Source organism: Bradyrhizobium sp. McL0616 (assembly GCF_049993385.1).
Lineage (GTDB): Bacteria > Pseudomonadota > Alphaproteobacteria > Rhizobiales > Xanthobacteraceae > Bradyrhizobium.
Map to the genome: position 1 here is coordinate 627791 of NZ_CP188255.1, position 16426 is coordinate 644216.

General features: G+C 61.1%; 15 protein-coding genes and 2 pseudogenes. 14 read left to right on the top strand and 3 right to left on the bottom strand.

The annotated features are described in order from the left end of the window. Nucleotides 1-22 precede the first annotated feature (22 nt). The 3 genes from ACPPVR_RS02930 to ACPPVR_RS02940 all read left to right on the top strand — a co-directional run bounded on the left by ACPPVR_RS02930 (nt 23) and on the right by ACPPVR_RS02940 (nt 4170). On the top strand, nt 23-2344 hold the full coding sequence (locus ACPPVR_RS02930; protein WP_426612793.1) for an SIR2 family protein: 2322 nt from the start codon (nt 23-25) through the stop codon (nt 2342-2344). Continuing rightward, entirely contained in the window at nt 2310-3809 is a 1500-nt protein-coding gene (locus ACPPVR_RS02935; protein WP_426612794.1) for a hypothetical protein, read from the top strand. Before ACPPVR_RS02930 ends, ACPPVR_RS02935 begins: the two co-directional genes overlap by 35 nt. A 97-nt stretch (nt 3810-3906) precedes the next feature. Continuing rightward, entirely contained in the window at nt 3907-4170 is a 264-nt protein-coding gene (locus ACPPVR_RS02940; RefSeq protein ID WP_426612795.1) for a hypothetical protein, read from the top strand. A 20-nt stretch (nt 4171-4190) separates the two neighbouring features. Here the strand turns inward: ACPPVR_RS02940 and ACPPVR_RS02945 are convergent, their stop codons facing one another. Continuing rightward, nucleotides 4191-4388: a DUF3606 domain-containing protein gene (locus tag ACPPVR_RS02945; RefSeq protein ID WP_426612796.1), complete on the bottom strand. Its 198-nt coding sequence runs from the start codon at nt 4386-4388 to the stop codon at nt 4191-4193. Nucleotides 4389-4507: 119 nt separating this feature from the next. Between ACPPVR_RS02945 and ACPPVR_RS02950 the strand changes: the two are divergent. Further along, nucleotides 4508-5194 (top strand): annotated as a pseudogene (locus tag ACPPVR_RS02950) (RNA ligase family protein); the annotation flags it as partial. A 120-nt stretch (nt 5195-5314) separates the two neighbouring features. Here ACPPVR_RS02950 and ACPPVR_RS02955 read toward each other — a convergent pair. Beyond that, the gene (locus ACPPVR_RS02955; protein ID WP_426612797.1) at nt 5315-5548 is read right to left on the bottom strand and encodes a hypothetical protein; all 234 of its coding nucleotides are present in this window, start codon (nt 5546-5548) and stop codon (nt 5315-5317) included. A gap of 44 nt (nt 5549-5592) precedes the next feature. On the opposite strand from ACPPVR_RS02955, the pseudogene ACPPVR_RS02960 reads away from it, so the two are divergent. From ACPPVR_RS02960 to ACPPVR_RS02985, 6 genes and pseudogenes are all read left to right on the top strand, one after another. After that, a pseudogene (locus ACPPVR_RS02960) lies at nt 5593-5847 on the top strand (hypothetical protein); the annotation flags it as partial. A 2-nt stretch (nt 5848-5849) separates the two neighbouring features. Beyond that, nucleotides 5850-6572: an SOS response-associated peptidase gene (locus tag ACPPVR_RS02965; RefSeq protein ID WP_426612798.1), complete on the top strand. Its 723-nt coding sequence runs from the start codon at nt 5850-5852 to the stop codon at nt 6570-6572. Between the two features lie 399 nt (nt 6573-6971). Further along, entirely contained in the window at nt 6972-7343 is a 372-nt protein-coding gene (locus tag ACPPVR_RS02970; RefSeq protein WP_426612799.1) for a response regulator transcription factor, read from the top strand. Nucleotides 7344-7582: 239 nt separating this feature from the next. Then, entirely contained in the window at nt 7583-8563 is a 981-nt protein-coding gene (locus tag ACPPVR_RS02975; RefSeq protein ID WP_426612800.1) for an ABC transporter substrate-binding protein, read from the top strand. A 79-nt stretch (nt 8564-8642) separates the two neighbouring features. Then, on the top strand, nt 8643-10430 hold the full coding sequence (locus ACPPVR_RS02980) for an ATP-binding protein (RefSeq protein ID WP_426612801.1): 1788 nt from the start codon (nt 8643-8645) through the stop codon (nt 10428-10430). 173 nt (nt 10431-10603) lie between these two features. After that, the gene (locus ACPPVR_RS02985) at nt 10604-11254 is read left to right on the top strand and encodes a response regulator transcription factor (protein WP_426616314.1); all 651 of its coding nucleotides are present in this window, start codon (nt 10604-10606) and stop codon (nt 11252-11254) included. Between the two features lie 15 nt (nt 11255-11269). Here ACPPVR_RS02985 and ACPPVR_RS02990 read toward each other — a convergent pair whose 3' ends face one another. After that, on the bottom strand, nt 11270-12052 hold the full coding sequence (locus ACPPVR_RS02990; protein ID WP_426612802.1) for an SDR family oxidoreductase: 783 nt from the start codon (nt 12050-12052) through the stop codon (nt 11270-11272). Nucleotides 12053-12497: 445 nt separating this feature from the next. Between ACPPVR_RS02990 and ACPPVR_RS02995 the strand changes: the two genes are divergently transcribed. The 4 genes from ACPPVR_RS02995 (at nt 12498) to ACPPVR_RS03010 (ending at nt 16377) form a co-directional block, all read left to right on the top strand. After that, nucleotides 12498-13466 carry an MBL fold metallo-hydrolase gene (locus ACPPVR_RS02995; RefSeq protein ID WP_426612803.1) on the top strand — a complete coding sequence of 323 codons (969 nt, stop codon included), beginning with the start codon at nt 12498-12500 and terminating at the stop codon, nt 13464-13466. Next, nucleotides 13463-14449 carry an alpha/beta fold hydrolase gene (locus ACPPVR_RS03000; protein WP_426612804.1) on the top strand — a complete coding sequence of 329 codons (987 nt, stop codon included), beginning with the start codon at nt 13463-13465 and terminating at the stop codon, nt 14447-14449. The genes ACPPVR_RS02995 and ACPPVR_RS03000 overlap by 4 nt, the downstream gene beginning before the upstream one ends. A 42-nt stretch (nt 14450-14491) precedes the next feature. After that, a complete protein-coding gene (locus ACPPVR_RS03005) occupies nt 14492-15313 on the top strand; it encodes an alpha/beta fold hydrolase (protein WP_426612805.1) in 822 nt (273 codons plus the stop codon). A gap of 95 nt (nt 15314-15408) precedes the next feature. Then, on the top strand, nt 15409-16377 hold the full coding sequence (locus ACPPVR_RS03010; RefSeq protein WP_426612806.1) for an MBL fold metallo-hydrolase: 969 nt from the start codon (nt 15409-15411) through the stop codon (nt 16375-16377). Nucleotides 16378-16426 lie beyond the last annotated feature (49 nt).

A 16426-nucleotide genomic window follows, 5' to 3' on the forward strand; every position in this document is an offset into this window, starting at 1 on the left:
CCCCGAAACGCCCTGATCGGACATGGGCACTCACGAAAAACGTTGTGATTTCAAGGCCGGCGCATCATTGCCGCTTGCCGTCAAGCATCTTCTCCAGCCCCAAGCCTACCGGCAGAAGGTCGTCCTCGATCTGATTCAGCCCACGGAGGAGATCGGCGCCGGCTATAGGGCGCTCGCGGAGCTCGTTCTTCGCGGGCTTGCCGGAACGCTCCTGACGACCAACTTCGACATCTGCCTACCCAAGGCGCTGAACGACAAGCGCCCGCATCTCCATTCGGTTTCGGAGGTCAACCGTGCACCGGGCGACTTCCGTGAATTCGACATCTTCAACCGGGCACAGATCGTCTGGCTGCATGGTAAAGCGGAAGGCTATACGGACAAGAACCTGAGCGAGGAAGTCGCGTCACTCGATCCCAAGCTCATCAGCCTGCTCTTTCCACTGCTTCAATCCACGCCTCTGATCGTCGTCGGCTACCGCGGCGCGGAGCCGTCAATCATGGAATGCCTGCTGGGCGACACCGGTGACCTCGCCTTCAAGAAGGGCATCTTCTGGTGCCAGCGCGCTGGCGATCGTCCTCACCCGAACGTCCTCGCGCTGCAGGCCCGGCTGGGTGGCAATTTCCGGCTTCTCGAGATCGACGGCTTCGATGAGCTCTTCCGCGACCTCGATGTCTCGCTCGCCGGTCAGCAACGAAATCTGGGCTCACCGGCGGCCGGAGGCGAAGTGGCGTTCGACGACCGGCCAGCCGCGACAGCCACGCTCGCGGACCTGGACCTGGACCTCACGCTGCGCACCGCCATCGAATATGCCCGGAAGCTCAGGCTGCGCGAGCCGACGTCCGCGACGCTCTCGGCGTTCCTGCGCGAACACGGACTTCTGGTCGAGAGCGATGGAGTGCAGAGACCGACCAACGCCGCGATTCTTCTCTTCGGCACGGAGCCACAGCGATTCTTCCGTCACGCCGTGGTCACCGCGACTGTCGACGGAAAGAAGCGACAGGTCATCCAAGGCAACCTCATCAGGCAACGTAACGACCTTCTGGACTGGATCGGCGAAAAGGACGTCAATCCGACGATTAAGGTGAAGACAGTCGGTCGTCACGTAGAACGACCCGCCTATCACCAGCGAGCTCTCATCGAACTGGTGGTCAATCTCCTGGTCCATCGGGATTACGAAGATTGTCGTCCCTCCGCGATCGACGTCGAACCAGGACGGAAGATTTCCTTCTCCAACCCCGGCCGCCCGTCCCAACCGTTGACGGAAAAGCTCCTCATCGGCGACGACGGGATGTTCGAGCCAGTGAGCGAACTGACCTCGCTGCGCAACAGGGCGCTGTGCGACATCTTCTTCGGGATGAGCGCGATGGAGCGCGCCGGGACCGGTCTGACCGATGTGGCGCGCTACGCACGCGACGGAAGCGGCCAGGCGGTGTTCAAGTTCCCGCCCGGCGACGACAGCTTCCGTGCCGATATCTTCCAGCCGACGTCGTCCGGGCGCATCGCCGGGGTGGCTATCGACAGCCGACCGATCGGGACCTACATCATCAACCTTCTGCCTTTCGCGGCGCTGCCCGAAGCGGTTTCGCGCGTCAAAGTCCGGGGGACGCTGCGGGAGATATCACAGGCTGTCCCGCTGGAAGAAGCGGGGACGGTCCTAACTTGGGCCGGCGAATTGTGGTCCCTGGCCCCGCCCGCCCTCCTAAGCTCGGTACTCCGTCCGGTCATGACTGACGGAAAGGTGACGGTCACCGAGCGTCAGGATATCGAATCCGATCCGGATCTGGCGCGTGTGTTCACGTGGTTCCTCCGCAAGCACTTCGAGGGGCAACTGGTCCGTTTGAGGAGGCACGGCCTCATGACTGAAGCCGGGAAGAAGTCCCAGCGGCGTGCATACTTCGCCGGTCTCAACAAGGGTCCGCGAAAGTACGTGTACGACACGCCGACCCGCAAGAACGTGTCGCGCGAAGTCGTCAAGCAGAGAAACGATAAGCCACCGGTCTGGTTCGAGAACGAGGGTTTCGCCTACGACGTCGCACGCGTCGGCTCTCTGTGGGGCTTGCGACTGAAGCCATTCTACATGTTCACGGGACCCGACGCCTCCACCCCCCTCCCGGGGTACGCCAGGACTAAGCGCGCAACCCGACGCATGAAGTTCGACAGGAATCAGGCCGTCGACGGGGACTTGGTGTTCTGGGGGCGGTTTATCGCGCAGGGTGCCCCGGCCATCAATCTGAGTCAGGTCGACGCACAGGACATCCTGCTCGAAGGTTCATTCCTGTCGATAGACGTTCCCGAGGAAGGACTGATCGATGACGGTCGCGATCAAGATCAAGTGCCTGCCTGAACCGACGGTTCAGTTCAACAACGGACATGAGGACGTTGATCCGCGGCGTGCGTTGGTCGCGCACGGTCCCGTCGACAATAGCGGCCGGCGCTTCCGACTTGGCCTCATTGGCTTGGCTTCGGACCTCGCCGCCGCTCGCAGGTGGATCGGCGACATCGATCTATTCCGTCCGGCGAAGGAGAGGAACGCGCGGCGCTACCGCGATTGGCCGGGGGCGGAGCGCGCGCTGAAGGCAAAATTCGAGATCGACGATCAGTTCGTACGCGTCCTCGACGACGGCACTTACGATCGTCTGTTCAGGAAACCCATTGGCGCCGACGCCTTCGAGACTCTCGTCGAGATGTTCGAAGGTCCGATGGTAACCATGTTCGGCGACGCACGTCCGGACTGCATAGTCGTCTGCATTCCGGACGAACTGGGCGACTTGAGGGTCGAGAATCCCGGCCTGTCGGCAAGAGAGCGGCGCGCGCTGGAGATCCTGAAACAAGAGGAGGAGAGCGCTCAGTTCGATCTGTTCGCTCCGAGCGAGGAAGACCTGGCCGAAGCCGAAGCGCTGCGGACCAGCGCTGAGGACCTCCTGTTCCGGACCTTCTACCGCGCCTTGAAGTCGAGGGTGCACAAATATGACAACGCGGTGCCCATCCAAGTTCTGCGGCGGAGTACGATCGATCGCGACGATGACACGGGCCAAAGCCAGGCGACCAGAAACTGGAACTTCACCACGGCCCTCTATTACAAGGCGGGTGGATTGCCTTGGCGCCCGTCCGGCCTTCCGGACGGCGTCTGCTTCGTCGGCGTTTCCTTCCACCATTTGAAGAAGCGTGGAGGGCATCTTGTTTACGCCAGCGTCGCGCAGGCGTTCTCGTCGGACCATGAACCTTTCTGTCTAAAAGGGGCTCACATTGATCACGAACAACGGATCGACCGGCAGCCCTACCTGAACGAGTCGCAGGCCTACTCCTTGATGAAGGACGTCATGGAGGGCTATCGCCTCCGGACGGGTCTGCTGCCCAAGAGGATCGTCGTCCACAAGACTTCGATCTATCAGCCCGATGAGGAAAAGGGGTTCCGTCGCGCAGTTAAAGGTTCGGTGCCCGGTTGCGATCTCGTCTGGCTGCGACAGACGCCGTTCCGTCTCGTCCGCAAGGGCTCAGAAGAGCCGTGGCGCGGTACGCTGTGCCAGATCGAAGGCGAGTCGTACCTCTTCACCAGCGGATACGTGCCTTGGTGGGACGAGTTTCCCGGCGCGCACATTCCGGCGCCGATCCAGTTGGGTTCCGCCGGAGACACCGACATCGAAGCGCGAGCGCGTGAAATCCTGCTGCTCTCGAAGATGAATTGGAATTCGAGCGATGGAATCACGCGGCTTCCGGTCACGCTCCTGTTCGCTAAGCGGGTTGGGGAGATCATGACCGAATTGTCTGACAATGTCGCTCCAAATCCCTCATTTCGATTCCATACCTAACAGACCGTACCCTGCTGATCCATGCGGTCGATGGCTGCGTCAAACGCGGGGAACGATTGGCCCGCACAGGGATTCGTCCTGTTGAAAGGCGATTCCGATGCTGATGCCGAAGACCAAGAGACCTGCGATCCGGACCCTCCGGGGATGGGCGATATCCGTGCTGCAAGAAGCGCACGCCATTCACGAGTGCGAAGATCATGGGTGGGCCCGAGACCGGGCCGACCCGCACGCCCGCGATCAAGCCGAAGACATCGCTCGGCAGCATCCGCCGGTGGGCCTCTCTCCGGACGCCGCGGTGGCCGAGGTCCACGAGGTTCTGAATTCAATCGGGGACACGTGCCCCGAATGCCCGCCGGACTGACGGCGGGTCCGGATCACGACCTATCTCTTGCGTGCCAGTTTCTTTTCAACCTTGCCGCGGACGTTGCCCACTTTTTTGACGGCTTTCTTCACGGCGGGCGCCGAGCGGCCCGTCTTCTTGGCTTCATAGTCGACTTCGTACTTCTGACCGCCGGCGACCTTAGCCCTGTCTTGGGCCCGCCCGCGTGCCGTCTTTTTTGCCGCTTTCTTCGCTGCCATCGTCGTGTCCTCCATGTCGATGTTGCCGTATCGAAGCAACGCAACAAGGATTCGCGGGTTCCGGAACGAATCCGACCGTACCAGTTTGAGTCGGCTGTCGTGTTGCGTGGAGTTCGTTGGTGGCGTTTCAGCGTAGGAAAACCGAGGCGATCGGCGTCAAGGCGCCCCTGCCCGGATTCGTCCAGCCCGCCCTCGCTACCTCGATCGGGAAGGTGCCGTCGGGGGACCGCTGGATCCACGAAATCAAGTTCGACGGCTACCGCGTCCAGGTCCACCTGGCCAACGAGGCGGTGCAGATCTTCACAAGGCGAGGCCACAACTGGACGCATCGGTTCAAGAAAGTCGCGCATGACGCCTGGCACATCAAGGCAGCATCGGCCGTCATCGACGGCGAGATTGTGGTGCCGGCCGCCGATGGTACTACGGACTTCGCGGTGCTGCAGAACGAGCTCAAGGGCAAGTCGACCAGCATCGTTCTGGTCGCCTTCGATTTGCTCTATCTGAACGGCTGCGATCTCCGGAAGGTGCCGCTGTTCCAGCGGAAGGCCGAACTGAAGAAGATCATCGCCGGAACCGACGTCCAGTTCAGCGAAAGTTTCGAGGTCGACGGCCAGGAAATGTTCGCGCACGCATGCAAGCTCGGCCTGGAAGGCGTGGTGTCGAAGGTCCGAGACAGCAGCTATCCGGCGGGGCGCAGCAACGACTGGGTGAAGAAGACCTGCGCGCAGCGGGAGACCCTGACCATCGCCGGCTTCGCGCTCGATTGTGTTTCGGCGTGGGGTTTGGACGCCGATCGGCACCGGGGTCACTGCTCCCACACCAATAAGGTCAAGACTTTAGATCCGCGCATGCGATGATTGAGGGGTCAAAGTCCGATCAGCATTCACAACGGTGACGTCGTGGCCGAGATCGGCGGCGACACCCTGTCAGCCGAGTGAAAGGGCGGCATCATCAACACCCGACACTCCGGCCAGGTTTCGCGTCTCTATAAGGGGCTCTGCGAAACCGTCGGTCTGCTGATGGCGAATCCTTCGCCCGGTCGGCAGATCGCGGTCGTCCCACGGACGGTCGGCACGCTGAAGCTCGCGTAGCGGCTTGCTCCCCGCTGCGCGGTCGCAGGTATCGAAATCGCGCTCGTCGGTCCCAAGGGCGAAATCCACGACGTCGGCACCTAGAGACGTCGAACAGATACCGTATTCGGTTCGGCGACCCGATCGACCCATCCCCCACGATCGACCAGGCCGTGAACGGCGGCTAAAGCTGGTTGCAGATCGAATGCTCGCGCTGCAAGGCCGCCCGCGACGTCGATCTCGCGGCGCTCACCCACCCCTCGACGACCTTCGTGCACGACCTGGCCAGCCGCTTACGGTGCCGTAAGTGCGCCAAAGCCGGGAGGCGCCCGGCTGCCACCCTGCTGCAGCTCGCCCAACGGGCTCGGCATCTGGATCCGGAGACCTGACCTTGTGCAACCTCTATTCGATCACGACCAACCAGGCTGCAATCATCGCGCTGTTCCGCGTGGTCAACCGTTACGTCGGCAATCTTGCGCCGATGCCCGGCGTCTTCCCCGACTACGCGGCGCCGATCGTGCGCGCCGGCGCCGACGGGCGCGAGCTCGCCACCGCGCGGTGGGGAATGCCGTCGTCGCAGCATGCACTGATGGAGGCGACCAAAAAGCGGGCCGCGAAACTGGAAGCCAAGGGCAAGCCCGTCGACTTCAAGGAACTGCTACGGATGGAGCCAGACGGCGGGAGGACCAACATCCGCAACGTGAAGTCCAAGCACTGGACGCGGTGGCTCGGCGTCGAGAACCGGTGCGTGGTTCCGTTCAGCTCCTTCAGCGAGTTCAAAAAGGCCGAGGGCGGCGACATCTGGTTCGCGCTCGACAAGACCCGGCCGTTGCTCTGCTTCGCCGGCATCTGGACGAATTGGACATCAGTCCGGAAGGTCAAGGAGGGTGAGACTACCAACGACCTCTACGCATTCCTGACGACCGAGCCCAACGCCGAGGTCGGCGCCATCCATCCGAAGGCGATGCCGGTGATCCTGACGACGCCCGAGGAGGTCGAGACCTGGATGACGGCGCCGGCAGACGAGGCCTTGAAGCTGCAGCGTCCTCTTCCGGACGGGGCGCTGCGGATCGTCGCCCGCGGCGTGAAAGAAGACGCAGCGCCGGATGACTAGCGCCTGTAGCGCTGGACTTCTGGACACGAAGCTGAGTGCTCTGATTGACCGGAGCATCTCTTCTATGCCTCATCGTTGACGAGCGCTCACCTGAGTGACCGCCTGGAACGACGCCTATCAACCCGGCCACGCAGGTGCTCAGGCGCCGTTTCGACTGCCCCTGCAGCGTCTTCGATTTAGCATCTGTCCTTCATGGCAACCTGTGCCCCCGATGAGTGATCATCGACGCGACCTTGACCGATACCTTGGTATGATCGACGTACCATCCCTACGGTGGCAATGATTCAATCAACTGTAGCGCGTCTAAATCAGAGGCGGCACGTCACTTGACCGCTCGTGCGCTCGTTGAGGCCCCAACTGATCCAGATCGAGGCGCAATTCACTCGCAAGGAAGTCGTGATGGCGAAGCGCCCGCTTGTATCGATCGTCGACGACGATGACTCGGTGCGCGAGGCATTACCGGATCTTTTGAGTGAACTGGGCTTTTCTGCCCGCTCGTTCTCGGACGCCGAGCAATTCCTGACCTCGGGCTGCGTCGACAATACCGATTGTCTATTGCTTGATTTGACCATGCCAGGAATGACGGGACCGGATCTCTTGAGCGAATTGACGCGCCGCGGTCGGCAGATCCCTGTGATCTTCATCACGGCCAACGAAGACCCCTCCGTTCGGCAGCGACTTCTCCATTTGGGCGCCGTCGATTGTTTGATCAAACCCTTCAGTGATCTCGCGTTGCGCGATGCCCTCGCACGTGCCGTTCTTAACTCGTGAATTTGCAGGTCGTTTAGCGAAGAACCCTATCGATTGGCTGCACAATCGTGGGGCCGAGCGACACCTAACGCTGGACAGGCGGATCTTGTCGTAGCTCAATGACTTAAGAGGCGGAGCCAATGGTCGCTCGCCATGCTAAGCTCGGCATGTCGTTGAAACGATTGGACGGCAATGGAGCTATCCGGATGACAGGAAGCTTACGCCCAATAATCAGGCAGCACGCTTGGGCGATCTGCGCCATGGGTTTCGCATCGCTCGCGCTTGTGGGTGGCGCTCTTGCGTGGTTTCGCTCAGAGGCATCGTCTGCAGCTCAGAACCTTGAAGACGTTCAGATAGCCGCCGTCGCCTATGTCGGCTCGTGTCCCATCCTGATGGCGCACGCCATGGGTTATCTCGCCAACGAAGGCATCTCGGCCACGATAAGATTTCAAGAGAACGGAAAAGCTGCCTTGGCGCAAGTTCTCGACGGAAAGGCGGGCTTGGCTACGACCGCCGAGTTTCCGGTGATGTATGCCGCGATGAGCAGCAAGCCGGTATCCGTGGTAGCAACGATGACGACCATGGAGGACCATGCGATCTTGGGCAGGCGCGATCATGGTGTAATCGGCCCGGCAAGCCTGAAGGGCAAACGAATCGGTGTTTCGCTGGGCACAACGACCCAATTTTTTCTGGACGCATTTCTGAACCGACAAAGGCTGTCGGCGGCCGACGTCACCGTAGTCGATCTCAAACCCATCGAGCTGAACGACGCTATCGTTCGAGGCAATATCGACGCGGTCGTAGTTTATCAGCCGTTCCTGGACATTTCGACCGCATCCATAGGCGCCGATGCAATCGTGATGTCAGGAGAGGCGGTATACGACGTCCTGTTTACCTTGGCGGGCACACGCGAATATGTGCGTGATCATGGCAAAACGATCGAGAAGGTACTGCGAGCGACTATTCGAGGCGCCCGATACTGCAAGGACTTTCCTGAGGAAGCGGCTCGTACCCTTGCCGATCCGATGGGCGCGGACCCGGCAAAATTGGTGAAGATCTGGCCCTCCTATCAGTTCGAAGTGACGCTACGCCAAGGCCTGCTGCTCACGTTGGAGGACGAGGCACGTTGGGCGATCAGAAACAACCTCGTTCCCGAATCGGGGATGCCAAATTTTCTTGAGCATCTCGGACTCGCGCCGCTGCAAGCCGTCTCGCCGCCGGCCGTGACCGTCATTCATTGAGGTTGTCATGCGGATATTCCCCCGCCTTGTCCTGACGACAGTCTTTTGCGTCGGTGTCGTAGCCGTGGTTGGAGCGGTCGTGTTCTCGACAGATCGCATTGTCAGGCAGGAGCTGATCAGGAACGCGACCGCAGGCGATATCATGAGCGGAGTCTACGGCGTGCGGTACTTGATGCACGAATACATCATCGGTCATGAAGAGCGCGCAAGGGTACAACTGACCGCCACCCAAAAGTCTCTGTCCCGATTATTCGTTGCTCCGCGCAACTCCACGCCGGCGGAGGCTGAACTTCTGGACCGGCTCCGCCAAGCCGACACCAGCGTCAGGTCGCTGTTCTCCGACATCGTCCGGAATTACGAGACGACCGACGCCGATGAACGCAAAGGCGCGATGTTCCACGAATTGGAGGAGCGGCTCACGGGACAGATCATGATTCGGATCGAGTCCATGGTTTCGGCGGCGGCCGCATTGTCCGAACAGAGCCGGCTCGGCGTACTGCGGGCGCAAAACCACGAGAGCGCGGCCGTGGCGGCATTCGGAGTCATCGTGCTTCTGACTTTTGCATTAATCGTCTTGGTCGGCATGAAAAGCATCTTTCGTCCGCTGGAAAGACTGCGATCCAGCGTGGCCTTGGTAGGCGCCGGAGATTTCGGGATAAGAATGGACGAGTCCCAGGGGGACGAAATCAGCGACCTGGCGCGAGCCTTCAACGACATGATCGGCAAACTGCGCGACCGGGATGCCAAAATCCGCCGGCTGGTCGATTCTAATATCATCGGGATCGTCATTTGCGATGTCACTGGCACCATTCTGGAGGCAAACGAGGCGTTTCTCCAGATGGTAGGTTACGACGCGCCCGATGTACGGACCGAAGGTCTGCATGTCGACCGCATCGCGAGGCCCGAAAGTGGACCGGCGCACCTAGCGGCTCTCCGCCAGGCGCAGGAGAACGCGACCTACAGCCCATTTGAAACGGAGCTGTTGCACAAGGACGGGCGTCGAATTCCAGTCATGATGGGCGGTGCGCTCATCGAAGGAGACCCCGTGAGCATCGTCAGCTTCGTCCTGGACTTGACCGAGCGAAGGTTGGCCCAGGAAGCCCTGTCCCGCACGCGGGCCGAATTGACCCATGTGGCGCGGGTTTCGAGCCTCGGAGCGCTGACCGCGTCGATAGCTCACGAAGTCAATCAACCGCTGTCCGGCATCGTCACGAATGCGAGTACGTGCCTTCGCATGCTCGGCGCCGAACCGCCAAACGTCACAGGCGCGCGTGAGACCGCGCTTCGGACGATACGCGACGGAAACCGGGCGGCCGCTGTCGTGAAGCGGCTCCGCGCTCTGTTCACGAAATCGGAGACCGCACGCGAGCCGGTCAACCTGAACGAAGCGATCTCGGAGGTCTTCGAGTTGCTGCGCGTAGATATTCGAAGAGGACGGGTCGACGTCAGGACCGAATTTTTCGGCGATCTGCCGGATGTCGTCGGCGACCGAGTCCAAATTCAACAAGTGATTCTGAATCTGATCGTAAACGCAATGGATGCGATGGGCGCCATCGACGGCCCACGGGAGTTGGGGATCAAGACCGACGTCGGAGCGGGCCAAGTGCTCGTGACGGTGCGGGACAACGGGAGCGGCCTTTCCGAGGCCGCAGAAAAAGTGTTCGATTCCTTTTACACCACCAAAGCCGGAGGTATGGGGATCGGTCTGTCCATCAGTCGTTCGATCATAGAGAGCCATGGGGGCAAGTTATGGGCCGAGCCCAATGCCGGACCGGGCGCGATTTTCCAGTTTTCTCTTCCAATCAGCTCCACAGGCGTCGATAGCGATGCGAGCTCAGGCGCGGTATTCGAAGCTGCGGGCGGCTGAGCAGCACCCCTCGGGATGCAATGCCAAAGGCTCGTGGCCCACTGCTCTCGACCTATCTTCAACGTGCTTTTCCGAAATGGGAACCGCCGGCTCGCTTGTGGCTGGTCTCAATGAACAGTAGTTTTACGGACAACCAAGCGCCGGAAAACGAGGAAGACATGATCGCGCTCCAAATGAGCGAGGGCATACAAAGGTCGCCGATTTCGAGGGGCCCTCAGACGGTATTCGTCGTCGACGACGATGTCTCGGTGCGCGAATCCTTGGAAGGCCTGATCGCCACGGAAGGGTGGCAACCGGTAGTGTTTGCGTCGGCGCAGGAGTTTTTATCGTACCCTTTATGCTCCGCGCCAAGTTGTCTCATCTTGGATCTGAGTCTGCCCGACATCAATGGCTTGGAGCTGCAGGAACGGCTGGCTGTCGGCGGGTCCGAACTGCCTATCATAATCATTACGGGGCACGGCGACGTTCCGACGACCGTTCGCGCGATGAAAGCGGGAGCCGTCGAGGTTTTGACGAAGCCATTCGTCGACGAAGATCTCTTGGTTGCCATTAGGAACTCCCTGACGACGAGCAGTGCTGCAATCGAGCTAAAAGCGCGACATAGGGCGCTCGAAGAATGCTATGATTCATTGAGTCCTCGAGAACGTGAAGTAATGGGCTTGGTCATCCAAGGTCATCTCAACAAAACGGTGGGATTTCAGCTTGGAATAAGCGAGATCACGGTAAAGGCGCATCGCGGCCAGGTGATGCGAAAGATGAAGGCCAGATCGTTTGCCGAGCTGGTCAACATAGGCGCCAAGCTGGGGCTTGGGCAGCACAATTGACCGGCGTTTAGCGCGTCAGATCTGCGCAAAGCCTCCGTCCACGAAAAGCTCGGCACCATTGACATAGCTGCTGTCTGCCGAAGCGAGGAAGAGAACCGCGCGAGCGATCTCCTCTGGCGTTCCAACTCGCCCTAACGGGGTCGCCGAAGCTGCCGCCTGAATGAAGTTCGGCATCTCTTGCGGTGTCAGTCCCAAACCGTCGTACCCGGGCGTCGGCACCGTGCCGGGACTGATGACATTCACGCGAATCCTTCTCTCCTTGAGATCCACGATCCAACTTCGCGCCAGCGCCCGCAGGGCCGCCTTGCTTGCGGCATACACGCTGAACGCTGGCAACCCCTTCACGCCCGCTATGGACGCGTTGAGCACGATCGATGAGCCGTCCGGCATCAATGCGAGTGACTTCTGGACAGTGAAAAGCGTGCCCCTGACGTTGACGGTAAACGTCTTGTCGAAATGGGATTCGCTGATGGAGCCTAGAGGTGCGAATTCGCCGATGCCCGCGTTGGCGAACAGGATGTCGAGTCTTCCCTTGCGGGAGCGTATCGTGTCGACGGTCCGGTCGAGATCGGGAATGCTGGCTATGTCTCCCCTGATCGCCATCGCGTTCGGGCCGAGAACGGCCGAAGCTGCGTCCAGCTCCTCTTGGCGCCGCCCGGTGACGAACACGAAGGCTCCTTCCGCGACGAAAAGCTTCGCGGTCGACAAGCCGATACCGCTGCTGCCGCCCGTTATCAGGGCGATCTTGCCCTCCAGCCTTTTGAGGCCAATCCGGTCACGTTGCGTTTCCTGGTCCATGTCGGCTCCGTTGGTTTAGAGGAAGTAACTGGCGCACACTCGAAAACATTGAAACGGGATCATCGCCCGACGCCGCTCCGAAGCTTGGCGGGCGGCATTCGTCACGGCCGCCGCGATCCAAGCCTCTCGCGGCGCTTAGGTGCATGTCGCCTGCTTCCGAGACAAACTCGCGCTTGACGCACATCGCCAAAGAAGAACGGTGAATGCCGTGGCTGCCGACTTTGCCAGTCAAAATTGCCGCATGGATGCGCTTGAATCCATTGCACGATGGTATCGCCAATGCGCTTTTCGTCTCTGTCGCTTGCTTTTCCGCTCCATCGGCATCGACCAATCCGAAAGTATCGGCGACACCTTGGTGCAATGGATCACGAACGTACGCCGGACCATCTTGACGTCATAGGTCGCACCAATCGCAGCGATCGAGAACGCGAGTTGGAGTTCGTCGATGAGTCTTTCCATCAAAGGCACAGAAGAGGCTACGGATGTCTCGTGCTTACCGGGATCGAGGACGCCGTCGGAAGATCGATCCGGTGCCTCGGCGGTAACCGGCATTTTTGCATTCGACCACGGCGACTTCGAGATCAGCGTCGTCAGCGACGGATATCTGGAAATCGCTGAAGAGATCTTTACGCCGGACGTCGCGCCAGGGGAGCGCATCGAAGTTCTCCGGCGACTGGATACGGTGGGAAGTATCGTTCGCGCTCCGACTAACATTCCGGTGTTGCGCGTTCGGGACGAGCTCATCCTGTTCGATGTGGGCGGTGGCGATCGATACCAAGAAACGGACGGGCGGTTCCTAGACAACCTGCGGTCGGCCGGATTCGATCCAGCCGCGGTGACGAAAATCGTTTTTACGCACGCGCATCCAGATCACACGGGAGCAGTTCTCGCCGCCGACGGCGAACTTGTGTTCCCGAACGCTACCTACTTCGTAGGAGCGGCGGAATGGGATTACTGGATGGATCCCGATTTCTTCAGCAAGGCACCTGAGGCCATCCACGAGTTCGGCAGGGGCGCGCAGCGCGATCTCGGCGCGGTCCGGGACCGGACCGTTATGATCAAGCCGGGCGACGATGTGGTCGGCGGCATCCGCGCCATCGACACGGCCGGCCATACCCCAGGCCATCTTTCGTTCGAGATCGCGGGGAATGGCGGCCTCATCATCGCGGTCGACACGGCGACCAGCGAGGTCATCGGCCTGGAGCACCCGGACTGGCACTTCGGATACGACAGCATCCCAGACCTCGCCGTCAAGAACAGGAAGCGGCTACTCGACCGGGCTTCCGCCGACAAGACGAAGCTCCTCGGATTCCACTGGACGTATCCGGGCCTCGGCTTCGCGGAAGCCCACGGCACCGCCTATCGGTTCGTCTCCGCCGCCCATGGGCGCCAAAAACAGGACACATCCAGATGACACGAGCAGACAACAGTAGTTACTTGCCGCGTCTTGCGTCCCGTCGCAGCGTTCTGATCGGAGGAATTGCCGGCGCATCGGCGATGGCGCTGGTGGGATCGAATCCCCTTGCGGCTCGCTCGGATAGCATGGGCGCCATGACCCGCGGCGCTGGGCGCGCCATCAAGACCAAGGATGGCACCGAGATTTTCTACAAGGACTGGGGCGCCGGCCCCGCCATCGTCTTCAGTCACGGTTGGCCGCTCAATGCCGACGCCTGGGACGATCAGATGTTTTTCATGGCGTCGCAGGGTTTCCGCTGCGTCGCCTACGACAGGCGAGGACATGGCCGTTCCGGGCAGCCCTGGGACGGAAACAACTACGACACGTTCGCAGGTGACCTGGCCGATCTCATCAACGCGCTGCGCCTGGAGCGAGTCACGCTCGTCGGCCACTCCGCCGGCGGCGGCGACATCGCGCGCTACGTCGGGCGCTTCGGAACGGATCGTGTCGCGAAACTGGTGTTGGTCTCGGCCATCCCGCCGCTGATGCTGAAGACTTCCGCAAACCCGGGCGGCGTGCCCATCGAGGTGTTCGACGGCATCCGGACGGCGGTCGCCACCGACCGCGCACAGTTCTACCGGGGGCTCGGCGACGGCCCGTTTTACGGGGCGAACAGGCCCGGCTCCAAGGTCTCGCAGGGAATCAAGGACGCCTTCTGGCTGAGCTGCATGCAAGTCGGACTGCGAGCCTCCTACGAGGGCATCAAGGCTTTCTCCGAGACCGACTTCACAGCAGACCTGCGGCGGTTAGAGGTTCCGACGCTGATCATCCACGGCGAGGATGATCAAAACGTCCCGATCGCGAACTCGGCCCTGGTGTCATCGAAGATGATCCGGAAGGCCAGCCTGAAGATCTATCCCGGCGCGCCGCACGGGCTGACGACAACCCATAAGGACCAATTCAACGCCGACCTTCTCAGCTTCATGAAAGGCGTGAGCTGACGGCCTTCGGCTCTACCGCAACAGAAACCAGGGAACGAGACCATGAGCAGCATAACGACCAAAGACGGCACGGAAATCTACTACAAGGACTGGGGCAAGGGACCGCCGATCACCTTCTCGCACGGCTGGCCGCTGAACGCCGATGCCTGGGACGACCAGATGCTGTTCCTGGCCTCGCACGGCTTTCGCTGCATCGCCCACGACCGCCGGGGGCATGGCCGCTCGGGACAATCGTGGGAGGGCAACAATCTCGATGCCTATGCCGACGACCTGGCCGAGCTCATGGATGCGCTCGATCTCAAGCAAACGGTGATGATCGGTCATTCGACCGGTGGCGGCGAAGTCACGCGCTATATCGGCCGGCACGGGACCAAGAGGGTCTCCAAGGCCGTGCTGATCTCCGCCATTCCGCCCTTGATGCTGAAGACGCCGGCCAATCCCGGGGGACTCCCGATCGAGGTGTTCGACGAAATCCGCGCCGGTGTGAAGGGCGACCGCTCCCAGTATTACCAGGACCTCAGCCTTCCGTTCTACGGCGCAAACCGCCCCGACTCGAAGGTGTCGCGCGGCGTCAAGGACAGTTTCTGGCTCTGGTCGATGCAGGCCGGTGAGAAGGGCGCGTACGACTGCATCAAGGCCTTCTCGGAAACCGATCTCACGGCCGACCTTAAGAAGATCGACGTCCCCACGTTGGTGCTGCACGGCGACGACGACCAGATCGTCCCGATCGCGGATTCGGCGCTGCTGTCGTCGAAGCTCATTAAGGCCGCCACCCTGAAGATCTATCCCGGCGCGCCGCACGGCCTGTTCGCCACGCACAAGGACCAGCTCAACAGCGACCTTCTCGCCTTCATTCAAGCTTGAAGCGCGGACGAGCGAACGCGATCGGCGGCCGCGCCGGCCGCCGAAGAACGGGATTTATCAATCAGAGCCGATTTGACGAGAATGCGAGGACGATCATGGAACACCGAACCCAAAAGATGCTGTCGCGCCGGGGCTTCTGTCTCTGCTGCCTAGGCGGCACGGCGATGGCGGCGGGGGGCTGGCTGACGCCCCGGCAAGCGTTTGCCGAGGCGCGCGGCATCGTCAGTCTGATAAAGGACAGCGCCGCCGTATCGCCGATCGCGACCCATAAGCTGCGCAACAACATCAGCGTGCTCGAAGGGTCCGGCGGAAACGTCGCCGTGCTGACCGGCACGGACGGCAAGGTGCTGATCGATGCCGGAATCGGCGTATCTCGCCCGCAGATGACCAAGGCCCTCGCGGCGCTCGGGGACGCACCCATCACGCATCTGGTCAACTCGCATTGGCACTTCGACCACACCGACGGAAACGCATGGTTGAACGAGAGCGGCGCCCGGATACTCGCCCACGAGAACACGCGCAAACATCTCGCCAAGCTCCAGCGCGTCGAAGACTGGGATTACAACTTTCTTCCGCTGCCAGAGGGCGGGATCCCGACCGAGGTCTTCGCCACCGAGAAGACCCTGAAGCTCAATGGCGCATCGATCCTGCTGAAATATTATGGAAGCGCACACACCGACAGCGACATCTCCGTCACCTTCGGCGAAGCCGACGTCATGCACGTCGCCGACACCTTCTGGAACGGCATCTACCCCTTCATCGACTATTCGACCGGCGGCAGCATCGACGGGATGATCGCAGCATCGGACGCCAACCTGGCGGCGGCGACCAAGGACACCATCGTCATCCCCGGGCACGGCAATCCCGTCAGCAACCGTGCCGAGCTGCAGGACTGGCGCGACATGCTCGTCGCCATCCGGGACGCGGTCGCCAAGCTCAAGAAAAAGGGCATGTCCCGCGACGAAGCGGTCGCGGCGAAACCCACCGCCGCCTTCGACGCACGCTACGGCCAGTTCGTCATCGATCCGGGCTTCTTCACCAGGCTCGTCTACCACGGCGTCTGACCCGACGCCTGCCCAGGTTGCTTCCGCAACGTGTCTTCAAACATGGAGG